Source organism: Frondihabitans sp. PhB188 (assembly GCF_003752365.1).
Taxonomy (GTDB): Bacteria; Actinomycetota; Actinomycetes; order Actinomycetales; family Microbacteriaceae; genus Frondihabitans.
Window position 1 is genome coordinate 206,164 of record NZ_RJUO01000004.1, and the last position, 19,658, is coordinate 225,821.

19 protein-coding genes and 3 tRNA genes are annotated in these 19,658 nt (G+C 69.7%); 17 read left to right on the plus strand and 5 right to left on the minus strand.

Going from position 1 to position 19,658, the window contains the following annotated elements:
• Positions 1 to 9: 9 nt before the first annotated feature.
• Positions 10 to 447, minus strand: a complete 438-nt coding sequence (locus tag EDF46_RS13040; RefSeq protein ID WP_123506745.1) for an Lrp/AsnC family transcriptional regulator — start codon at positions 445 to 447, stop codon at positions 10 to 12.
• 187 nt (positions 448 to 634) lie between these two features.
• Between EDF46_RS13040 and ddaH the strand changes: the two genes are divergently transcribed.
• The gene (gene ddaH, locus EDF46_RS13045) at positions 635 to 1,426 is read left to right on the plus strand and encodes a dimethylargininase (protein ID WP_123507104.1); all 792 of its coding nucleotides are present in this window, start codon (positions 635 to 637) and stop codon (positions 1,424 to 1,426) included.
• Positions 1,423 to 2,637 (plus strand): ornithine--oxo-acid transaminase, encoded by a 1,215-nt coding sequence (gene rocD, locus EDF46_RS13050; RefSeq protein ID WP_123506746.1) that lies wholly within the window; start codon positions 1,423 to 1,425, stop codon positions 2,635 to 2,637. Before ddaH ends, rocD begins: the two co-directional genes overlap by 4 nt.
• A 436-nt stretch (positions 2,638 to 3,073) precedes the next feature.
• On the opposite strand, the gene EDF46_RS13055 is transcribed toward rocD, so the two are convergent.
• From EDF46_RS13055 to EDF46_RS13065, 3 genes are all read right to left on the minus strand, one after another.
• A tRNA-Phe gene (locus EDF46_RS13055) sits at positions 3,074 to 3,149 on the minus strand.
• A gap of 1 nt (position 3,150) precedes the next feature.
• Positions 3,151 to 3,227 (minus strand) — tRNA-Asp (locus tag EDF46_RS13060).
• 61 nt (positions 3,228 to 3,288) lie between these two features.
• Positions 3,289 to 3,361 (minus strand) — tRNA-Glu (locus tag EDF46_RS13065).
• A gap of 351 nt (positions 3,362 to 3,712) precedes the next feature.
• Here EDF46_RS13065 and EDF46_RS13070 point away from each other — a divergent pair.
• Together EDF46_RS13070 and EDF46_RS18030 are read left to right on the plus strand one after the other, a co-directional pair.
• Positions 3,713 to 5,026, plus strand: coding sequence for a M23 family metallopeptidase (locus EDF46_RS13070; protein WP_123506747.1), 1,314 nt, complete (start codon positions 3,713 to 3,715; stop codon positions 5,024 to 5,026).
• A gap of 58 nt (positions 5,027 to 5,084) precedes the next feature.
• Complete coding sequence (locus EDF46_RS18030; protein ID WP_148061214.1) at positions 5,085 to 6,443, plus strand: NlpC/P60 family protein; 1,359 nt, start codon at positions 5,085 to 5,087, stop codon at positions 6,441 to 6,443.
• A gap of 160 nt (positions 6,444 to 6,603) precedes the next feature.
• On the opposite strand, the gene EDF46_RS13090 is transcribed toward EDF46_RS18030, so the two are convergent.
• The gene (locus tag EDF46_RS13090) at positions 6,604 to 7,098 is read right to left on the minus strand and encodes an inorganic diphosphatase (RefSeq protein WP_123506751.1); all 495 of its coding nucleotides are present in this window, start codon (positions 7,096 to 7,098) and stop codon (positions 6,604 to 6,606) included.
• Positions 7,099 to 7,153: 55 nt separating this feature from the next.
• Here EDF46_RS13090 and tilS point away from each other — a divergent pair, with 55 nt between their 5' ends.
• The 13 genes from tilS to EDF46_RS13155 all read left to right on the plus strand — a co-directional run bounded on the left by tilS (position 7,154) and on the right by EDF46_RS13155 (position 19,224).
• Complete coding sequence (gene tilS, locus EDF46_RS13095; protein ID WP_123506752.1) at positions 7,154 to 8,242, plus strand: tRNA lysidine(34) synthetase TilS; 1,089 nt, start codon at positions 7,154 to 7,156, stop codon at positions 8,240 to 8,242.
• 65 nt (positions 8,243 to 8,307) lie between these two features.
• Positions 8,308 to 8,859: a hypoxanthine phosphoribosyltransferase gene (hpt, locus tag EDF46_RS13100; protein WP_123506753.1), complete on the plus strand. Its 552-nt coding sequence runs from the start codon at positions 8,308 to 8,310 to the stop codon at positions 8,857 to 8,859.
• Between the two features lie 126 nt (positions 8,860 to 8,985).
• Entirely contained in the window at positions 8,986 to 10,992 is a 2,007-nt protein-coding gene (ftsH, locus tag EDF46_RS13105; protein WP_123506754.1) for an ATP-dependent zinc metalloprotease FtsH, read from the plus strand.
• Positions 10,993 to 10,995: 3 nt separating this feature from the next.
• The gene (gene folP, locus EDF46_RS18945) at positions 10,996 to 12,627 is read left to right on the plus strand and encodes a dihydropteroate synthase (protein ID WP_370454106.1); all 1,632 of its coding nucleotides are present in this window, start codon (positions 10,996 to 10,998) and stop codon (positions 12,625 to 12,627) included.
• A complete protein-coding gene (gene folB, locus EDF46_RS13115; protein WP_123506755.1) occupies positions 12,620 to 12,982 on the plus strand; it encodes a dihydroneopterin aldolase in 363 nt (120 codons plus the stop codon). Before folP ends, folB begins: the two co-directional genes overlap by 8 nt.
• On the plus strand, positions 12,979 to 13,530 hold the full coding sequence (gene folK, locus EDF46_RS13120) for a 2-amino-4-hydroxy-6-hydroxymethyldihydropteridine diphosphokinase (protein ID WP_123506756.1): 552 nt from the start codon (positions 12,979 to 12,981) through the stop codon (positions 13,528 to 13,530). The genes folB and folK overlap by 4 nt, the downstream gene beginning before the upstream one ends.
• Positions 13,527 to 14,006 (plus strand): DUF3180 domain-containing protein, encoded by a 480-nt coding sequence (locus tag EDF46_RS13125; RefSeq protein WP_123506757.1) that lies wholly within the window; start codon positions 13,527 to 13,529, stop codon positions 14,004 to 14,006. The genes folK and EDF46_RS13125 overlap by 4 nt, the downstream gene beginning before the upstream one ends.
• 128 nt (positions 14,007 to 14,134) lie before the next feature.
• Positions 14,135 to 14,332, plus strand: coding sequence for a hypothetical protein (locus EDF46_RS13130; RefSeq protein ID WP_123506758.1), 198 nt, complete (start codon positions 14,135 to 14,137; stop codon positions 14,330 to 14,332).
• A gap of 124 nt (positions 14,333 to 14,456) precedes the next feature.
• A complete protein-coding gene (locus tag EDF46_RS13135; RefSeq protein ID WP_123506759.1) occupies positions 14,457 to 14,939 on the plus strand; it encodes a PH domain-containing protein in 483 nt (160 codons plus the stop codon).
• The gene (locus EDF46_RS13140) at positions 14,936 to 16,714 is read left to right on the plus strand and encodes a PH domain-containing protein (RefSeq protein WP_158614248.1); all 1,779 of its coding nucleotides are present in this window, start codon (positions 14,936 to 14,938) and stop codon (positions 16,712 to 16,714) included. Before EDF46_RS13135 ends, EDF46_RS13140 begins: the two co-directional genes overlap by 4 nt.
• Positions 16,711 to 17,463: a Rossmann-like and DUF2520 domain-containing protein gene (locus tag EDF46_RS13145; RefSeq protein WP_123506761.1), complete on the plus strand. Its 753-nt coding sequence runs from the start codon at positions 16,711 to 16,713 to the stop codon at positions 17,461 to 17,463. Before EDF46_RS13140 ends, EDF46_RS13145 begins: the two co-directional genes overlap by 4 nt.
• Before the next feature lie 15 nt (positions 17,464 to 17,478).
• Entirely contained in the window at positions 17,479 to 18,978 is a 1,500-nt protein-coding gene (gene lysS / locus EDF46_RS13150) for a lysine--tRNA ligase (RefSeq protein WP_123506762.1), read from the plus strand.
• Between the two features lie 60 nt (positions 18,979 to 19,038).
• On the plus strand, positions 19,039 to 19,224 hold the full coding sequence (locus EDF46_RS13155) for a hypothetical protein (protein ID WP_123506763.1): 186 nt from the start codon (positions 19,039 to 19,041) through the stop codon (positions 19,222 to 19,224).
• The last annotated feature ends 434 nt before the right edge of the window (positions 19,225 to 19,658 follow it).

The following is a 19,658-nucleotide window of genomic DNA, read 5'->3' on the forward strand; positions in this document are numbered from 1 at the left end:
GCCGATCAGCTAGGCCGGCTGACGGTTGATCAGCTTGCTGAGCACGATCGCGCTTCGCGTGTGATCGACGTTGGGCGCGTTGCGGACGCGCTCCAGCGCGCCCTCGAGGCTCGGGATGTCGCGCGAGCGCATGTGCACGATCGCGTCGGCGCTTCCCGTGACGGTCCCGGCGTCGACGACCTCGGGCACCGTGCTCAGGATGCGCTGGAGCTCGGCGGGCGAGACTGTTCCCCGGCAGAAGAGCTCCACGTATGCCTCGGTCGCAAGACCGTCGACTGCGGGGTCGACCTGCACGGTGAACCCGCGGATGACTCCTTCGCCGACCATCCTGTCGACGCGCCGCTTCACGGCGGAGGCGCTCAGGCCGACGACGGCGCCGATGTCGCCGTAGCCTGCGCGGGCGTTCTGGCGGAGGAGGTCGATGATGCTGAAGTCGAGGTTGTCCACGCCAGGCACTGTAGCGGTCTTTTCTTGCGCCGTTGTTCGCAGAGTGCAAGAAAAGAGCGTCCAATGCCTGCCCAATGCGCGATCGTCGTGTGAAACTGGCTCCGTGAGCATCGCTGAGTCGTCAAACGACACCGACCCCAACCAGGCCTCCTTCCCCACGCGCGTCGCGTCCCACCGCACGATCCTCATGTGCCGGCCGTCGCACTTCACGGTCAGCTACCGGATCAACCCGTGGATGCACCCCGAGGACCCCACCGACACCTCGAAGGCCGTCGCCCAGTGGCAGACGCTCTACGACACCTACGTCGGCCTCGGCTTCGACGTGCAGCTCATCGACCCGATCGACGGACTGCCCGACATGGTGTACTCGGCCAACGGCGGCTTCGTGCTCGACGGCAAAGCCTACGGCGCGAGCTTCACCTACCCCGAGCGCCAGCCCGAGGGGCCCGCCTACATGGACTGGTTCGCCGACAACGGGTTCGACGTGAAGGTGCCCGAGCAGATCAACGAGGGCGAGGGCGACTTCCTCCTCGTCGGCGACGTGATCCTCGCCGGCACCGGCTTCCGCAGCGACTCCACCTCGCACGAGGAGATCGCCGGCATCTTCGGCCGCGAGGTCATCACCCTGAAGCTCATCAACCCGAGCTTCTACCACCTCGACACCGCCATCGCCGTGCTCGACCCGGTGCCGGTCGACGGCCACAGCAACATCGCCTACCTCGAGAGCGCCTTCGACGAGCCCTCGCTGGAGATCCTGCGCGCGCGCTACCCCGACGCGATCATCGTGTCGGAGGAGGACGCCGCCATCCTCGGCCTCAACTCCTACAGCGACGGCTACAACGTCGTCATCGCCGCTCGCGCCACCGGCTTCGAGAAGCAGCTGCGCGAGCGCGGCTACAACCCCATCGGCGTCGATCTCTCCGAGCTCCTGCTCGGCGGCGGCGGCGTGAAGTGCTGCACGCTCGAGCTGCGACGATGACCACGACCTCGGCGACCACGGCCGCGATCGCCGTCGAGGAGCACGCGCTCGCCCACAACTACCACCCGCTGTCCGTCGTGGTCGCGACCGCCGAGGGCGCCTGGGTCACCGACGTCGACGGCAAGCGCTACCTCGACTGCCTCGCCGCCTACTCCGCGGTCAACTTCGGCCACTCGAACCCGCGCCTGATCGCTGCCGCCAAGGCGCAGCTCGACCGGGTCACCCTGACCAGCCGCGCGTTCCACAACGACCAGCTCGGTCCGTTCGCCGACGCCCTGGCGACCCTGCTCGGCAAGGAGATGGTCCTCCCGATGAACACCGGGGCCGAGGCCGTCGAGTCGGCCATCAAGGTGGCCCGCGCCTGGGGCTACCGCGTCAAGGGCGTGCCGGAGGGCCGTGCGAAGATCATCGTGATGGACGGCAACTTCCACGGCCGGACGACGACGATCATCAGCTTCTCGAACGACCCCGAGGCACGGGCCGACTTCGGCCCCTACACGCCCGGCTTCACGTCGGTGCCCTACGGCGACATCGACGCCGTCGCAGCCGCGATCGACGACGACACGGTCGCCGTGCTCGTCGAGCCCATCCAGGGCGAGGCCGGAGTCGTCGTGCCGCCGGCCGAGTTCCTGCCCGCTCTCCGTGCGCTCGCGACGGACCGCCGCGTGCTCATGATCGCCGACGAGATCCAGTCGGGGCTGGGGCGGACCGGGTCGACGGTCAGCTGCGATCTGGTGGGCGTAGTTCCTGATCTCTATCTTCTGGGCAAGGCGCTCGGCGGCGGCATCGTGCCCGTCAGCGCCGTGGTCGGCGACGCCTCGGTGCTCGGCGTGCTGCGCCCCGGCGAGCACGGCTCGACGTTCGGCGGTAACCCGCTGGCCGCGGCCGTGGGCCTCGAGGTCGTCTCGATGCTGTCGACGGGGGAGTTCCAGGAGCGCGCGTCGGTGCTCGGGGCGCACCTGCGGTCGTCGCTCGAGGGCCTGATCGGGTCGGGCGTCGTCGAGGTGCGCGGCGCGGGGCTGTGGGCCGGCATCGACATCGACCCCGCTCTCGCGTCGGGTCGCGCCGTGTGCGAGGCGCTCATGGAGCGCGGCGTGCTGGCCAAGGACACCCACGGGTCGACGATCCGTCTGGCGCCGCCGCTCGTCGTCACGGCCGAAGAGCTCGACTGGGCTGTCGAGCAGCTGCGGGCGGTGCTCGCCTCGTTCTGAGGCGCGTGTCGTGCGCGGCCTTCGGGTGCGGCCGTGGTGCGCGGCCTTCGGGCACGGCCGTGAGGTGCGACCTGTGGGCACGGCCGTGAGGTGCGACCTGTGGGCGCGGCCGTGGTGCGCGGCTTCGTGTCTGAGAAGCGAGGGGCCAGCCGTACCCAGCCCCTCGCTCTGACATACAGCATACGCGCCTGAGGCATGAATGCCTCATCTGCACGCGCTCTGCGTGTCCTTGTGAAATCTGCGTGTCCTTGCGAAAGGAGACGGCGTCGCCTCGAAAGGACAAGCGACACGACGTGCACGCGCGACAAGGAACTCGGCGCCGATTGAGTCCTCTGCAGAGGACGCGTCGCCCAAGGCTCCTTGCGAATCTCACCGCAGACGCGAAGAAGGGCCCCACCTCGCGGTGGGGCCCTTCTCACGTTGGCTGAATGTGTTCTGGTGGCTGGACGCGGCATCGATCCGCGGACCTTTCGATTTTCAGTCGAACGCTCTACCAACTGAGCTACCCAGCCATGGCGACCCTGACCGGACTTGAACCGGCGACCTCCGCCGTGACAGGGCGGCGCGCTAACCAACTGCGCTACAGGGCCAAACTTTTTACTTGTTGTGCCATCTTACTTGCCTTGCGACTGTCGTGAGACAAACACAGGGTGACCCCAACGGGATTCGAACCCGTGCTGCCGCCGTGAAAGGGCGGTGTCCTAGGCCACTAAACGATGGGGCCGTGAAAAGCGTGAAGGCGTTCCAGCAACCGAGGGACAAGCATACGGATGACCGGGCGGATTGCAAAATCGGGGCCGTGGGGCTGAGAAAACGCCCTCTTCCTCTCCCCAATTGAGGGGTCACCACGTTATCCCCAGATCCGCCACTCCGCCTCGGCGAATCCCCGGAAACCCTTGTCACCATTACGTTCAAGCTGTTCTTGAGGCTTTTCGACGGGAAGCCTCTGGCTGGACTGCCACGCCGCCGAAGGTTTCTTGACCCTTGGGGGCGAGGCGGCGCGTTGCTACTGTTACTCGTGTTAACGGTGTGACCAAGCCATCCGGCCGCAACCGTGACGACGATTCGGGATCTCATGCACCTCTTCTTCCGCTCCGGCAGCGCCGCGCCCTCGACCAGGGCCGCAGGCGCCCCTCGGTCGCGCGCCCGCGCACTCCGTCGCTCCCGGGTGGCCGTCGCGATGACCCTGGCCGGCGCCGTGATGACGGCGGGGGTCGTCCTCGGCACCCCGCTCGAGGCCAGCGCCGCGTCGAAGTACCCGACCTGGCACGACGTCCAGGTCGCCGCGAACAACCAGACCGTGAAGGCCCGCGAGGTCACGGCGATCCAGAAGCTGCTCGTCTCGCTCGAGGCCGACGTCAAGTCGAAGAACGAGATCGCCGCGAAGAAGGGCACCGAGCTGCAGGAGGCCCAGCTCGCCTACGACAAGCAGGAGAACGAGAAGGCCAAGCTCCAGGCCAAGGCCGACCAGGCCGACCGTGTCGCCAAGGCGAGCGAGACCCGCGCCGGCCAGCTCGCCGCGCAGCTCGGCCGCTCGGGATCGAACAACATCTCCTCCGACCTGATCGCAAACCCGGGGTCGGCGAGCAACCTGCTCTACAAGCTCGGCGCGATGAGCAAGCTGACCGAGCAGGCGAACGGCATCTACGCCCAGGCAGTCCAAGACCGAAACGCCGCGCAGGGCCTCACCGATCAGGCGGCCGTCGCCGCCAAGGCGCTGAACGCCCTGAAGGTGAAAGCCGCGTCCGCCCTCGAGGACGCCACGTCGGCCGCCGCCGCAGCGCAGGCGGCCCAGCAGGAACAGGCCGGCAACGCCACTCGTCTCCAGGCGCAGCTCACGGCCATCAAGGCCAAGCGCGTGCTCACCCAGGCGAAGTACAACAAGGGCGAGAAGATCCGCAAGGAGCGCGCCGCAGCCGCGTTGCGCCGCCAGCAGGAGGCCGCCGCCAAGGCGAGCGGCGCCACGGGAGTCGCCAACAACCAGGGCTGGACCAGGCCCGCCGGCGGCTACATCACCAGCGGCTTCGGCATGCGCGTCGACCCGGTCACCGGCGTCTACACGCTGCACGCCGGCACCGACCTCGGCGCCGCCTGCGGCTCCAACATCTACGCCGCGCACTCGGGCACCGTCGTCTACGCCGGCCCCTACGGCGGCTACGGCAACTTCGTCCTGATCGACAATGGCTCCGGCATCTCGACCGGCTACGGCCACATCGTCGACGGCGGCATCCACGTGGCTGTCGGCCAGACGGTCACCGTCGGCCAGATCGTCGCGCAGGTCGGCTCGACCGGCTGGTCGACCGGCTGCCACCTCCACTTCGAGACGCGCGTCGGCGGCGTCGCGCAAGACGCAGTCCCCTTCATGTCGGCACGAGGAGTGACCCTGTAATGAGTACCCGCACACCCCAGGTCTCCGCTCTGTGACGCCCCGGCGCCGCACACTGGGTGTGCTTCTCGTTCTCTGCGTCTCCACGGCCGTGATCGCGTCGTCCGCGATCGGTCTCGCCGCGCCCGCCTCAGCCTCCCCGTACCCGTCGTGGTCAGAGGTGCAGGCCGCCAAGAAGAACCAGGCGAAGGCCGCCAAGGCCATCTCCGAGCTCGACGACGCGATCACCACGTTGCAGCAGCGCGCAGGATCAGCCAACGACAGCGCGTCCGGCGCAGGCGAGCGCTATCAGGTCGCCGTGCTCGCCGAGCAGGACGCCCAGTCGACGCTCGCCGGCCTTCAGAAGAAGAAGGCCAAGGCGGCGGCCAGCGCCGAGAAGTCGCGCCAGGAGGTCGGCCAGCTCGTCGCCGAGCTCTCCCACACCGGCGGAGGCCAGCTCACGGTGACGATGCTCACCGAGTCCGACAAGGCGTCCGACCTGCTCTACCAGCTCGGCACGATGTCGAACCTGACGTCGCGCACCAGCGGCCTGCTCGATCAGGCCCGCCAGGACGAGAAGGTCGCGTCGTCGCTCGCCGACCAGGCGTCGGCCGCCAAGAAGGCGCTCGCGGCGAAGACCAAGGCCGCGTCCGACGCGCTGGCCACGGCGAACGACCTCGCGGCCACAGCCGCAGCGGCCGTGGCGACGCAGCAGAAGAGCCAAGACCAGCTGATCAAGCAGGTCGCTTACCTCAAGGGCACGACCGCCGCCGTCGAGAAGAAGTACTACGAGGGTCAGGCTGTCGGAACGATCGCCGACATCTCGCCGTCGGCACCGGCGGCCAGCACCGGTTCGGGTAGCACCGGATCGGGCGCTACGGGTTCAGGCAGCGGCGGCTCGTCGTCGGGCGGCTCCTCGAGCCCGGCCCCGTCGCCGTCGAAGTCGACCAGCCCGGCGCCCAACCCCTCGCCGAGCAGATCGACCGCACCGGCACCCACCCCGAGCAAGTCGCCGACTCCGGCGCCTGCTCCCGCGCCGGCCCCGGCACCCTCGACCGGAACCCCGGCGGCCGTCACGACGGCGATGAACTTCGCCAAGGCGCAGCTCGGCAAGACCTACGTGTGGGGCGGTGCCGGCCCGAACGTGTGGGACTGCTCGGGCCTGATGATGGGCTCCTACAACGCGGCCGGCGTCTACATCGGCGGCCACTCGGTGCGCTGGCAGTACGACTACCTGAACGGCCAGGGTCGGCTCGTGTCGATCTCGTCGATGAAGCTCGGCGACATCCTCTTCTACTACAACGGCACCGACGGGATGTACCACGACGCCATGTACGTCGGCAACGGCCAGATGCTCGAGGCGCCGAACCCGAACGCCAAGGTCAGGATCGTCGCGGTGCGCTACTTCCAGCTGTACGCCGTGGGCCGCCCCGTCGGCTGAGCCCCCTGGTCGCGATGCCCGTCCTGGCACCGGGCCTTCGTGCGAGCCTCCGCCGCCCGCCAGTGCGACGGCGATCGCGAGATCCTGCCCCGAAGACAGCTCTGGCGGTGCGGCCCCGAGGGGTGCACCGCCAGAGCGGGTGGCATCTCAGCCCGTAGGGTCAGTGCCCGCCCTCTTCGTCGAACTTCACGAAGCCGGCCTGCACGATGGCCTCGGCCTCGGCAGCGTCGCCCCAGCCGTCGGCCTTGACCCACTTGTTGGGCTCGAGGTCTTTGTAGCGCTCGAAGAAGTGGCCGATCTCGGCCTTGGTCTGGTCGTCGACGTCGTCGATGTCCTGGATGTGCGCCCAGCGCGGGTCTTTCGCCGGCACGACGAGGACCTTGGCGTCCGAGCCCGCCTCGTCGCTCATGTTGAAGACGCCGACCGGGCGCACCGAGACGCCGACGCCCGGGTAGACGGGGTACTCGAGCAGCACGAGAGCGTCGACGGGGTCGCCGTCGAGGCCGAGCGTGTTCTCGAAGTAGCCGTAGTCGGTCGGGTAGACGAACGAGGTGAAGAGCACGCGGTCGAGGTACACGCGGCCGGTCTCGTGGTCGACCTCGTACTTGTTGCGGCTTCCTTTGGGGATTTCTACGACGACGTCATACGAGGCCATGTGTGCTCCTTGGTAAGTGTGAAAGGCGAAGGCACGCCTTCGATAACGTTACAAGGTGCCGCCGAGACCTCGCCTGACCCCCGCCATCGCCGACGTGCGCCGTGCCGTCCGCGACGTCCTCGCCTCCCTCGAGATCACTGGGGCGCCGGAACTGCGGGGCCCCGCCGAAGCCGACGTCCTCGTCGCGCTCAGCGGCGGCCCCGACTCCCTCGCCCTGGCCGCGGCGACCGCGTTCGAGGCTCCCCGCGTCGGGTCGTCGAGCCGGGAGCGCGGCGCGGCCGGCAGCGACTTCGACCTCGACGGAGGCCTCCGGGCCGGCGCGGTCGTCGTCGACCACGGCCTGCAGCCGGGGTCGGCCGACGTCGCCGCTGCCGCCGCCGCACAGGCCGAGGCGCTGGGTCTGGCACCGGTGATCGTGGTCCGCGTCGAGGTCGGCACCGAGGGCGGACCCGAGGCGGCTGCCCGAGCAGCTCGCTACGCGGCACTGGAGCAAGCCGCCCGTGACACCGGTGCTCGCGGCGTGCTGCTCGGCCACACCCTCGACGACCAGGCCGAGACCGTCCTGCTCGGCCTCGCCCGCGGATCCGGCCCGTCGAGCCTCTCCGGCATGGAGTCCCGCACCGGCCTCTGGCTGCGCCCCCTCCTCGGCCTGCGCCGCAGCGCCACCGAGGGGTTCTGCGCCGACTCGGGCCTCGCACCGTGGCACGACCCGCAGAACGACGACCCGGCCTTCACCCGGGTGCGCGTGCGCCGCACCCTCCTCCCGCTTCTCGAGCAGGAACTCGGCCCCGGCATCGTCGAGGCCCTCGGCCGCACGGCCGACCAGCTCCGCGAGGACTCCGCCGCCCTCGACCACTTCGCCGAGGAGCAGGCCGAAGACCTCGCCGACCACGCCGAGGCCGGTATCTCGCTCACCGTCTCGGGGCTCGCCGCGAACCCGCCCGCCCTGCGCCAGCGGCTCATCCGGCTCGCCGTCGAGGGGGAGTTCGCGATCTCGCTCAGCCGCTCGCAGACGCTCGAGGTGGCCCGCCTCGTGACCGATTGGCACGGGCAGGGCGCCGTCCACCTGCCGGGCGTTACAGTGGTGAGGCGCGGCGGGGTCCTCCATTTCGAGGCCGCTGCGGGCGGCGCCACAAGCGACTGACCGACCCGCACCCGCGCTTTTCGACCGTCTGACCCCCCACGACGAAAGCACGACGAGAACACGCCATGGACACCAGCGACATCGAGGGCGACCTCTCCTCCATCCTCCTCACCGAGGAGCAGATCCACGCCAAGATCGCGGAGGTGGCGAGACAGGTCGAGATCGACTACGCCGGCCGCGAGCCCCTGCTGGTCGGCGTGCTGAAGGGAGCGGTCATGGTCATGGCCGACTTCGCGCGCGAGCTGCGCATCGCCGCCCCCATGGACTGGATGGCCGTCTCGTCGTACGGGTCGGGCACCAAGTCGTCGGGCGTCGTCCGCATCCTCAAAGACCTCGACGCCGATCTGCACGGGCGCGACGTGATCATCGTCGAGGACATCATCGACTCGGGTCTGACCCTCTCCTGGCTCCTCGCCAACCTCCGCGGCCGCGGTGCCGCGTCGGTCGAGATCTTCGCCCTGCTCCGCAAGCCGGAGGCCGCCGCCGTGGAGGTGGACGTCAAGTACGCGGGCTTCGACATCCCGAACGAGTTCGTCGTCGGCTACGGCCTCGACTACGCCGAGAAGTACCGCAACCTGCGGGCCATCGGGATCCTCGCACCGCACGTCTACTCGTAGCGGCGGGGGTCGGCAAGACCCCGAGTGCGCGCACGGCGAACACCCATACGCCTGCAAGGTGAGGCGATGTAACCTTCAACTCACGTTCTTTCCTGCAGAAAGGTGTCGGGCGCCCCCCGGATCTCTATGGACTTCAAGCGCTTGCTCCGCGGCCCTTACCTCTACGTGCTCCTCGCACTCATCGGTATCGCTGTCGCCTGGAGCCTCATCAACGCATCCGGCACGACCAAGATCACCACTCAGCAGGGGCTCGAAGACCTCTCGAGCGGCAAGGTGGCGGCCGCCCAGATCTACAGCAACGAGCAGCGCGTCGACCTCACGCTGAACGACAAGTCGACGGCGCAGTTCTACTACGCCACAGACCGAGGCGACGCCGTGGTGTCCGCAGTCACGGATGCCAAGCTCGCCTCGGGCGACAACGGCGGCTACAACGACGTCGTCACGCAGTCGAACTTCTTCGTCTCGCTCCTCGGCGTGCTCCTGCCCTTCCTCATCATCGGAGCGCTGTTCTGGTTCCTGCTGTCGAGCATGCAGGGCGGCGGCAGCAAGGTCATGCAGTTCGGCAAGTCCCGCGCGAAGCTGAACAACAAGGAGACCCCGCAGGTCTCGTTCAGCGACGTCGCCGGTGCCGACGAGGCCATCGAGGAGCTCGAAGAGATCAAGGACTTCCTCAAGGAGCCCGCCAAGTTCCAGGCAGTCGGCGCCCGCATCCCGAAGGGCGTGCTGCTGTACGGCCCTCCCGGCACCGGCAAGACCCTGCTGGCCCGCGCCGTCGCTGGCGAGGCCGGAGTGCCCTTCTTCTCGATCTCGGGTTCCGACTTCGTCGAGATGTTCGTCGGCGTGGGCGCGAGCCGCGTCCGCGACCTCTTCGAGCAGGCCAAGCAGAACAGCCCGGCCATCATCTTCATCGACGAGATCGATGCCGTCGGCCGCCACCGCGGCGCCGGCATCGGCGGCGGCAACGACGAGCGCGAGCAGACCCTCAACCAGCTCCTGGTCGAGATGGACGGCTTCGACGTCAAGACCAACGTCATCCTCATCGCGGCGACCAACCGCCCCGACGTGCTCGACCCCGCACTCCTGCGTCCCGGTCGCTTCGACCGTCAGATCGGCGTCGACGCTCCCGGTCTCGAGGGCCGCAAGCAGATCCTCGAGGTGCACGGCAAGGGCAAGCCGCTCTCGGCCAACGTCAACCTCGAGGTCCTCGCCCGCAAGACGCCTGGCTTCACCGGTGCCGACCTGGCGAACGTCCTCAACGAGGCCGCGCTCCTCACGGCCCGCAGCAACGCGCAGCTCATCGACAACCGCGCTCTCGACGAGGCGGTGGACCGCGTCATGGCCGGTCCGCAGCGTCGCAGCCGCGTGATGAACGACTCCGAGAAGCTCATCACCGCCTACCACGAGGGCGGCCACGCCCTGGCCGCGGCCGCTATGCGCCACACCGATCCGGTCACCAAGATCACGATCCTCCCGCGCGGTCGCGCCCTCGGCTACACGATGGTGCTTCCTCTCGAAGACAAGTACTCGGTCACCCGCAACGAGCTTCTCGACCAGCTCTCGTACGCCATGGGTGGCCGCGTCGCCGAGGAGATCGTGTTCCACGACCCGACCACCGGCGCCTCGAACGACATCGAGAAGGCCACGGCGACCGCTCGCAAGATGGTCACCGAGTACGGCATGAGCACCAAGGTCGGCTCGGTCAAGCTCGGCACCGTCGGCGGCGAGATGATGATGGGCCGCGACGGCGGAGACCGCGACTACTCGGAGAAGATCGCCGAGACGGTCGATGCCGAGGTGCGGATCCTGCTCGAGCAGGCGCACGACGAGGCGTGGGCGGTCATCAACGACAACCGCGACATCCTCGACAGGCTCGCCACGCTGCTCCTCGAGAAAGAGACCCTCGACCACGACGAGCTCGCCGAGATCTTCAAGGACGTCAAGAAGCTCCCGGAGCGCCCCGAGTGGCTGTCGAGCTCGAAGCGCCCCTCGTCGAATCTCCCCGCGGTCAAGATCCCGTCGCGCATCCCCGTCGACGCCGGCGCCGTCGACGGCGGAGTCGACTCCGAGCCCACCTCGAAGCCGTCGCTCCGCAAGCGTCCTCCGCGTACCACTCCCGGCATCGCTCCCGCCTAGGCCGTGAGCGACCTCACTCCCAGGGAGGCCGCTCGGGCTGCGCATCGCGCGCCCGCAGAGCCCGACCAGGCGTCAGCCACGTCGCTCGACCTCGATCCCGAGGTCGAGCAGACGTGGCTGCGCCCGCGTGGGCGCGACCGGTACCCCGGTGCGACCCCCTGGACCCCGTCGCCTCCCCCCGGCTCAGGCGATCCCGCTGATGCCACCGACACGGCGACCCGCGTGGAGCCCGTAGCGTCGCCCCGCGCGGCGTCGTCCGCGGTGTCTCGCCGGTCGTCCGAGCCCTTCGCTCCAGACGCGCCCCGCTCCCGTGGTCGTCGCGCCAGCCCGAACCTCGACCCCGAGGCTCTAGCCGCAGAGCGCCTCGCCTCCGATCGCGCCACCGTCGCGGCCCAGGGCGAGGCGCTTCGCCGCGTCGCCCAGTCGCGGATGGAGCAGCACCGGGCGGCGCACACGGCCAGTGCGCCGAGCCCCGCTGCGTCTGCCGCGCCGAGCCCCGAGTCGGAGGCAGTGCGCCCGCGGGCCTCGTTCAACGGCGAGGTGCAGCACGTGCCGCAGCCCACGGCACACGCGGAGCCGGTGGCCGAGTCGGCGACGACCACTGCCGCCCGAGTGGCCGCGGCCCCCGAGCGGCGGCTGATCGCCGGCGGCGTGTACTCCGAGCCGCTCCGGGCGCCCGAGGCGGCGGCCGGTCTCGCCGGGGGAGTCGGGGTGCGGATCGAGCCCGGAGTTCCTGCGCCCGAGAGCGACTCGTCGTACGTCGACGTCGCCACCCGCGCCATCACCGTGGTCCGCGAGGCCGCGCCGACGCCGACCCCCGCGGCGCCCGCCCGCACGCTGATCATGGGGATCCTCAACGTCACGCTCGACTCGTTCAGCGACGGCGGCCGGTACGCCCGCTTCGACGACGCCATCGCCCACGCGCGCTCGCTGGTCGCCGACGGAGCCGACATCATCGACGTCGGCGGTGAGTCGACCCGGCCCGGCGCACCCCGCGTGGATGTCCACGAGGAGCAGCGTCGCGTCGTCCCGGTGATCCGCGAGCTGGTAGCGCTCGGCTACCGCGTCAGCGTCGACACGATGAACGCCGCCACCGCCTTCGCTGCTGTCTCGGCCGGAGCCGACATCATCAACGACGTCTCGGGCGGGCTCGCCGACCCCAACATGGCGCAGGTCGTCGCCGACACCGACCGCACCTACGTGGCCATGCACTGGCGCGGGCACTCCGACGTGATGAACTCCCGCGCCACCTACTCGAACGCGATCGCCGAGGTGAAGGCCGAGCTGTTCCAGCGCGTCGCCGAGCTCGTCGTGCAGGGCGTGGAGCCCGATCGCCTCGTCATCGACCCGGGTCTCGGCTTCGCCAAGCTCGCGGAGCACAACTGGCAGCTGCTCGGGCATCTGCACGAGCTCTCCGAGATCGGACTCCCGATCCTCGTCGCCGCGTCGCGCAAGCGCTTCCTCGGCGGGCTGCTGCCCGAAGAGGCCGGCGTTCGCGAGCGCGACCCCGCGACCGCCGTCATCTCGGCCCTCAGCGCCCAGGCCGGCGCCTGGGGCGTTCGAGTGCACGACGTCGCATCCACCCGCGCCTCCCTCGACGTCTGGGAAGCGTGGCAGAAAGGCAGCCGTGGTTGACCAGCTCACATTGACCGGCGTGAAGGCGACAGGCCATCACGGAGTCTTCGACTTCGAGCGCGAGAACGGCCAGGAGTTCGTGGTCGACGTGATCGTCGACATCGACGCCGTGCGTTCCGCGACCTCGGGGGATCTCGACGCGACCGTGCACTACGGCGTGCTCGCCGAAGAGATCGTCCGCGACATCGAGACCGATCCGGTCGACCTCATCGAGACGCTCGCCGAGCGAATCGCGGCCACCGTGCTGTCGCACCCGGCGGCCCTCCGCACCAGCGTCACGGTCCACAAGCCGCAGGCGCCGATCACCGTGCCGTTCACCGACGTGTCGATCACGATCGACCGGGGTCGCTCGTGACCCGGGCCGTGATCGCGCTCGGCTCGAACCTCGGGCACAGCGACGCGATCCTGCGTGCCGCCGTCAAGGAGATCGGCTTCGTCGACGGCACCCGGGTCGTCGCGGCCTCGGCCCCGGTCGAGTCCGTGGCGCTGACGATCGACGGGCTTGACGAGTCGAAGCCCCTCTATCTGAACGGCGCCGCGATCGTCGAGACGTCGCTCGAGCCCCTCGCGCTGCTCGACGAGCTCAACCGGATCGAAGACGAGCTCGGGCGAGTCCGCCTCGAGCGCTGGGGCGACCGCACCCTCGATCTCGACCTCGTCGTCTTCGGCGACGTGGAGCTCGACACCCCGCGGCTGACTCTGCCGCATCCGCGCGCTCACGAGAGGTCGTTCGTGCTGGAGCCCTGGGCGCAGATCCAGCCCGACGCCGTGCTTCCGGGTCACGGTCCGATCGCGTCGCTGCTGGCGCGGCTCGAGGATGCAGTCGCGCACGTCGACGGCGCCACCGTGCTGACGGCGCCGCCAGCCCCTGTCGCGCTCTCCTCGCACGGGGGCACAGCATGAAGCGCACCCGCGTCTCGACCATCGTGTCGTTCCTCGTCGTCGCAGTCGTGGCGGGCTTCGCGTTCGACGCGGCCCTCGCCGCGACGCTGCACCCCGTCGCCGTGCCGTCGATCACACTCGGTCTGGCGCTGCTCGCCATCGCCGCCATCGTCATCTCGCTCGCCGTGCCGGTCTTCCGCGTCGCCCGCGGCCGCACGCACGAGCCGATCGACGCCTACTACGCGACCCGGGTCGTGCTCATCGCGAAGGCGTCGAGCCTGGCTGGCGCCCTGTTCGGCGGATTCGTCGGCGGCATGCTCGTCTACATGCTCACTCGCGGCGTCAGCGTCGCCGCCGGCTCGCTGGTGCCCATGGTGGTCTCGGTCGTGGGCGGCGTCGTGCTGCTGGCGGCAGGACTGGTCGGGGAGTACATGTGCACTGTCCCGCCCGACGATGACGACAAGAACCGCGGCGGCGGTCTGCAGCAGCGCATCTGACCCTCTGCGCGCCCAGCTGCGGGTCCAGAAGCGGTTGCCAGACGCCCGGGAGGAGACGCTCACCTGCCCCTACACTGGATGTTCTCGCGCTCCAAGGGGTGTGGGCGACGGTGAAGGGGTAGAGCGCCATGAACACGAAGACGCGCACTTCGCGCCGGGCCTACGGCGTTCTCGCGGTGGCCGTGCTGGCCGGGCTCATCCTGCTCGTCGTGGGGGTGGCGACCGACGCCGCTTTCACGAGAACGCTCGGCTACCTGCTCGCCGTCTGCTCGGCTGGCACCGGGGTCTTCACCTTCCTCCGCGAGCGACGTCGGCCTCGAGGCTGAGCGTCGGGAACGGGTTGCGCGGCACCCCGTCAGGCTACCCGAAGGGGACGATCACCCGGCGACGGTCGGCGGCAGGCGGTAGCGTTCCGAGGTGAACCGCCGTCCGACCAGCTCAGGAGCCCCCGTGACCGACCGCCTCGACCTCGACGGTGCCTCGTGGACCGGCATCAGCCCCAAGTACAAGTGGCCCGAGATGGTCAGCTACGCGCTGAGCGGCCTCGTCGTCGCCGCGCTCAGCGCTCTCACCTGGCTCGCGGGCGAGTGGTGGGGCTACGCCCTGACCGCCGTGATCGTCGTCGTCACGATCCTCGTCGTCGCGTTCACGCCCCGCCGCGTCCGCGCCATCGGCTACCAGCTGCGCGACGACGACCTCCTGGTGCGCCGCGGCATCCTCTTCTTGCGCTTCGTCGCCGTCCCGTACGGCCGCATGCAGCTGATCGACGTCAATCGCGGCCCGGTCGTCCGCGCGCTGGGCCTGAGCGACCTCAAATTCGTCACGGCGGCCGCCGCGTCGGCGGTCACGATCCCGGGTGTCCCCGCCGACGATGCCGAGCGCCTCCGCGACCGCCTGGTCGAGCTGGCCGAGTCGCGGCGGGCCGGCCTGTGAGCTGGACTCCCGGCGGCGACTTCACGCCCCCCAAAGACTTCCGCGCGCAGGAACCCGCCCCGCCGTCGTCGACCGACTTCACCGACGGCGAGTGGCACCGACTCCACCCCGCCACCCCGCTGCTCAAGGGCGGCATCGTCTTCGTGGTGATCCTGGGCATCTTCATCAACAACGCCCGCGAGCAGCTGATCGGCTTCTTCATCCCGGGCCCCGACGGCAACCGGGGAGGCCGGGGCGATGACGGCGACCCCGTGGGCTACGCCGTCGGCCACGGCCTGATCGGGTTCGTGGTGCTCGGCATCGTCGCCCTGCTGGTGATCATCATCGCCATCTTCTACGTCTCCTGGCGGGTCAACACCTTCCGCGTCACCGCCGACACGGTCGAGGTGCGCAGCGGCATCCTGTTCCGCACGAACCGCCGCGCCCGCCTCGACCGGATCCAGGGCATCAACATCGAACGCCGGCTGCTGGCGCGGATCTTCGGCGCCGCGAAGCTCGAGATCAGCCAGGCCGGTCACGATGCGAACGTGCCGCTGGCCTATCTCCGCTCGGCATCGGCCGACGCCGTGCGGTCCGAGATCCTGCGCCGGGCAAGCGGAACGCGCGAGGCCGAGAAGGGCGAGCCAGGCCAGCACCAGGGCACCGGCGTCATCGAGAAGCGGCTCAACGAGTTCCTCGCCGAGCCGCTGGGGGAGGGGCAGACCGAGCCGCAGTCCGTCGTCAAGATGCACCCAGGGCGTCTCGTCGGGTCGGCGATCCTGAGCCCGTTCACGCTCTTCCTCGCCGCCGTGATCGCGGCCGTGATCATCAGCATCGCGACGACGGGCCAGTACGTGCTGCTGGTCGTGTTCTTCCCGACGATCCTGGGCTCGTTCAGCTACTACTCGCGCCGCGTCGTGAAGTCGCTCCGCTACTCGATCGCCTCGACTCGCGACGGCATCCGCATCGGCTGGGGCCTCCTGTCGACGAGCAACGAGACTCTGCCACCGGGCCGGATCCACTCCATCCGCCTCAGTCAGCCGCTCGCCTGGCGGCCCTTCGGCTGGTGGGAGGTCAAGATCAACGTCGCCTCGCACTCGTCGGCCAAGGGCGCCGACAACCAGGCGAACACGACGATCCTGCCGGTCGGCTCGGCTGACGACGTGACGCGCGTGCTCGGGCTCGTGCTGCCGGAGCTCGTCGGGCTCACCGCCGCCGACGTGGCCGCCGAGGACGCCCTCGCTCGCGGCGAGACCACGGCCGACGAGGTCGCCGCCGGGTCGCCGCAGCGGGCCGTCGAGGAGAGCACGCGCACCCTGTCGCTGATCGAGGCCGGCATGACGTCGTCGGGCACGGAGGGCGGCTTCACCGTGTCGCCCCGGCGCGCGGCCGTGCTGCGCTGGTTCTCCTGGCGGCGCAACGGCTTCCGCGAAGCACCGGGAGCCGTCCTGCTGCGCAAGGGCGCGATCTGGAGGGAGCTGATCGTGGTGCCCCTGCCCCGACTGCAGAGCGTCGGCGTGCGTCAGGGGCCGATCCTGCGTCGCCTTCGCCTCGCCTCGCTCGAGTTCCACACCGTCCAGGGCCCCATCACGGCGAACGTCGGAGCGCTCGACCAAGGCGACGCACGCGACTTCTTCAGCAAGGCCGCCGCCGATGCCGTCTCGGCCGCCAAGGCCGACCGCACGCACCGGTGGCTCGAGACGCAGGTGGCGCCGGGTGCCGGTGAGCCGCAGGCGGACGACGCGACGGCGTTCCCTGCTCCTGACGCCTCGACGCGTCTCGGTGACGACCGATGAGCCCCGCCCAGCGGCCCAGCGGCCGCCTCGGCGTCGGGATCATCGGCGCCGGTCACGTGGGGCCCGTCCTGGGCGCGGCCCTCGCCGCGGCGGGCCACGCCGTCGTGGGCATCTCGGCGGTCTCGGAGCGCAGCCGCGACCGCGCCGACGCGATCCTGCCGGGCGTTCCGATCCTGCCGGTGCACGAGATCGTCGAGCGCAGCGAGCTCGTCCTGATCGCCGTGCCCGACGACCAGCTCGAGGGCCTCGTCACCGGGCTCGCCTCGACGAACGCCTGGCAGGCCGGCCAGCTCGTCGTGCACACCTCGCCGGTGCACGGCCTGTCGGTGCTCGATCCTGCCCGGGCTGCCGGCGCGATCCCGCTGGCGATCCACCCCGCGCTGCAGTTCACCGGCACCACGATCGACCTGGTGCGCCTCCGCGACGCCTACTGCGCCGTCACCGCGCCCGGCCCCGTGCTGCCCATCGGCCAGGCCCTCGTCGTCGAGATGGGCGCCGAGCCCGTCGTGATCGACGACGCCGACCGCCCGCGGTACGCCGAGGCCGTCGAGACCGCGACGACCTTCTCGGCCGCCATCGTGTCGCAGTCCGTCGGCATCCTGAAAGAGCTCGGCCTCGAAGAGCCCGGCCGCGTCATCGCGCCCCTCGTCCGCTCGGCGATGGACCGCGCCCTGGGGACGGCAGACGCCACCGTCGGCCCCGGTACCATCGAGATGCCGTCGTTCGACGACGACGACCCCCTCGCCTGACACCTGGAGCACCAATTGACTGACGCCCCCATCGAGCCCGAGCTGACCGACGAAGAGGTCTTCGAGCAGAAGGCGGTCCGCCTCGAGAAGCGACTGCGGCTCATCGAGTCGGGCGACGAGGCGTACCCGGTCGGCGTCCCGATCACCACGACGATCGCCGCGACCCGCGAGAGGTACGAGTCGATCGAGACCGACACCGCGACCGGCGACGTCGTCGGCCTCGCCGGGCGCGTCGTGCACTTCCGCATCGGCGGCAAGCTCTGCTTCGCCGCGCTCCAGTCGGGCGACGGCTCGCGCATCCAGGTGATGGTCTCGCTGGCCGAGGTCGGCGACGAGTCGCTGGCGCGCTGGAAGTCGATGGTCGACCTGGGCGACCACGTGTTCGTGTCGGGCGAGGTCATCTCGTCGCGCCGCGGAGAGCTCTCGATCCTCGTGAAGGAGTGGAAGATCGCGGCCAAGGCGATCCTGCCCCTGCCGAACCTCCACTCCGAGCTGAGCGAAGAGACCCGGGTGCGCAGCCGCTACCTCGACCTGATCGTGCGCGAGCAGGCCCGCACGACGGTGCGCACGCGCGCGGCCGTCATGAAGTCGCTGCGATCGACGTTCGACGGCCACGAGTTCCTCGAGGTCGAGACCCCGATGCTCCAGACCATGCACGGCGGCGCGTCGGCCCGACCGTTCGAGACGCACTCCAACGCCTTCGACACCGAGCTCTACCTGCGCATCGCGCCCGAGCTGTACCTCAAGCGCGCAGCCGTCGGCGGCATCGAGCGGGTGTTCGAGATCAACAGGAACTTCCGGAACGAGGGTGCCGACTCGACCCACTCGCCGGAGTTCGCCATGGTCGAGGCCTACCAGGCCTACGGCGACTACAACCAGATCGCCGACCTGACGCAGGAGCTCATCCAGAACGCCGCGCTCGCCGTCGCCGGGTCGCACGTCGTGACCTGGGCCGACGGCACCGAGTTCGATCTCGGCGGCGACTGGGATCGCATCTCGATGTACGAGTCTCTCAGCGAGGCGGCCGGTACGCGGATCACCGTCGACACCCCGTTCGGCGAGCTGCAGGCCATGGCCTCCGACCTCGGCATCACTGTCGCGCAGGAGACCCACGGAAAGCTCGTCGAAGAGCTCTGGGAGCACTTCGTCAAGGGCGGCCTCGACAGGCCGACGTTCGTGATGGACTTCCCGCTCGACACGTCGCCGCTCGTCCGCGCGCACCGCAGCAAGCCGGGCGTCGTCGAGAAGTGGGACCTCTACGTCCGCGGCTTCGAGCTGGCCACGGGCTACTCGGAGCTCGTCGACCCGGTCGTGCAGCGCGAGCGGTTCGTCGAGCAGGCCAAGCTGGCCGCGCTCGGCGACGTCGAGGCCATGCGCCTCGACGAGGACTTCCTGAAGGCGCTCGAGCACGGGATGCCGCCGACCGGTGGCATGGGCATGGGCGTCGACCGCCTGCTCATGGCGATCACGGGCCTGGGCATCCGCGAGACCATCCTGTTCCCCCTCGTCAAGTAGGCCTCGCGCTCGTCGAGCGATGCCAGCTCGCGGGCGTCACGAGTGACGTACCCTTGGAGGGTGCCTCACTCTCTGATCGGCGGGATCGTCTTCTCCGTCACCCCGACCATCCTCGTCGGGCTGATCTTCTGGTTCGCCATGCGCGCGATTTTCCGCGCCGACAAGTCGGAGCGCGCCGTGTACTCCGAGATCGAGGCCGAGGAGCGCGCACGCGCCGAAGCCGAAGAGGCTGCCGGCCGCGCCTGATCCGCTGACTCGCGAACGCCCCCGCCCTCGTGCGGGGGCGTTTTCGCGTCTGTTCGTCCCCCGTGGTGAGGTCCGTCGTACACCTCTCGGAAACGCTTCGTTAAGACTGGACGTACCCCGTTACGTGAAATCGGGGTGCAGAAACCCTCAATGATCAAGGGATCTGCTGGTAGAACCGTACCCCGGGCCAGAGTCCCGCCGCCTACACCCGCCGATGCACCTCTGTCAAAAGATCGGCCCCCGCGTACCCCGTAACGCCCTTTTTCCTGTGAGCGCACTCCGAGGTTACTTGGGAAGACCCTGAACGGTTTCTCTCAGGACGTACCCGATCGGAAGACTCGTAGTGCGGCGAAAGACCTCCGAGAACGTGGGGCTTCACCGTCGGATCGACTCCTGAACAACAGGACCGACCTCGCTAGGGATGGAGAAGAAGA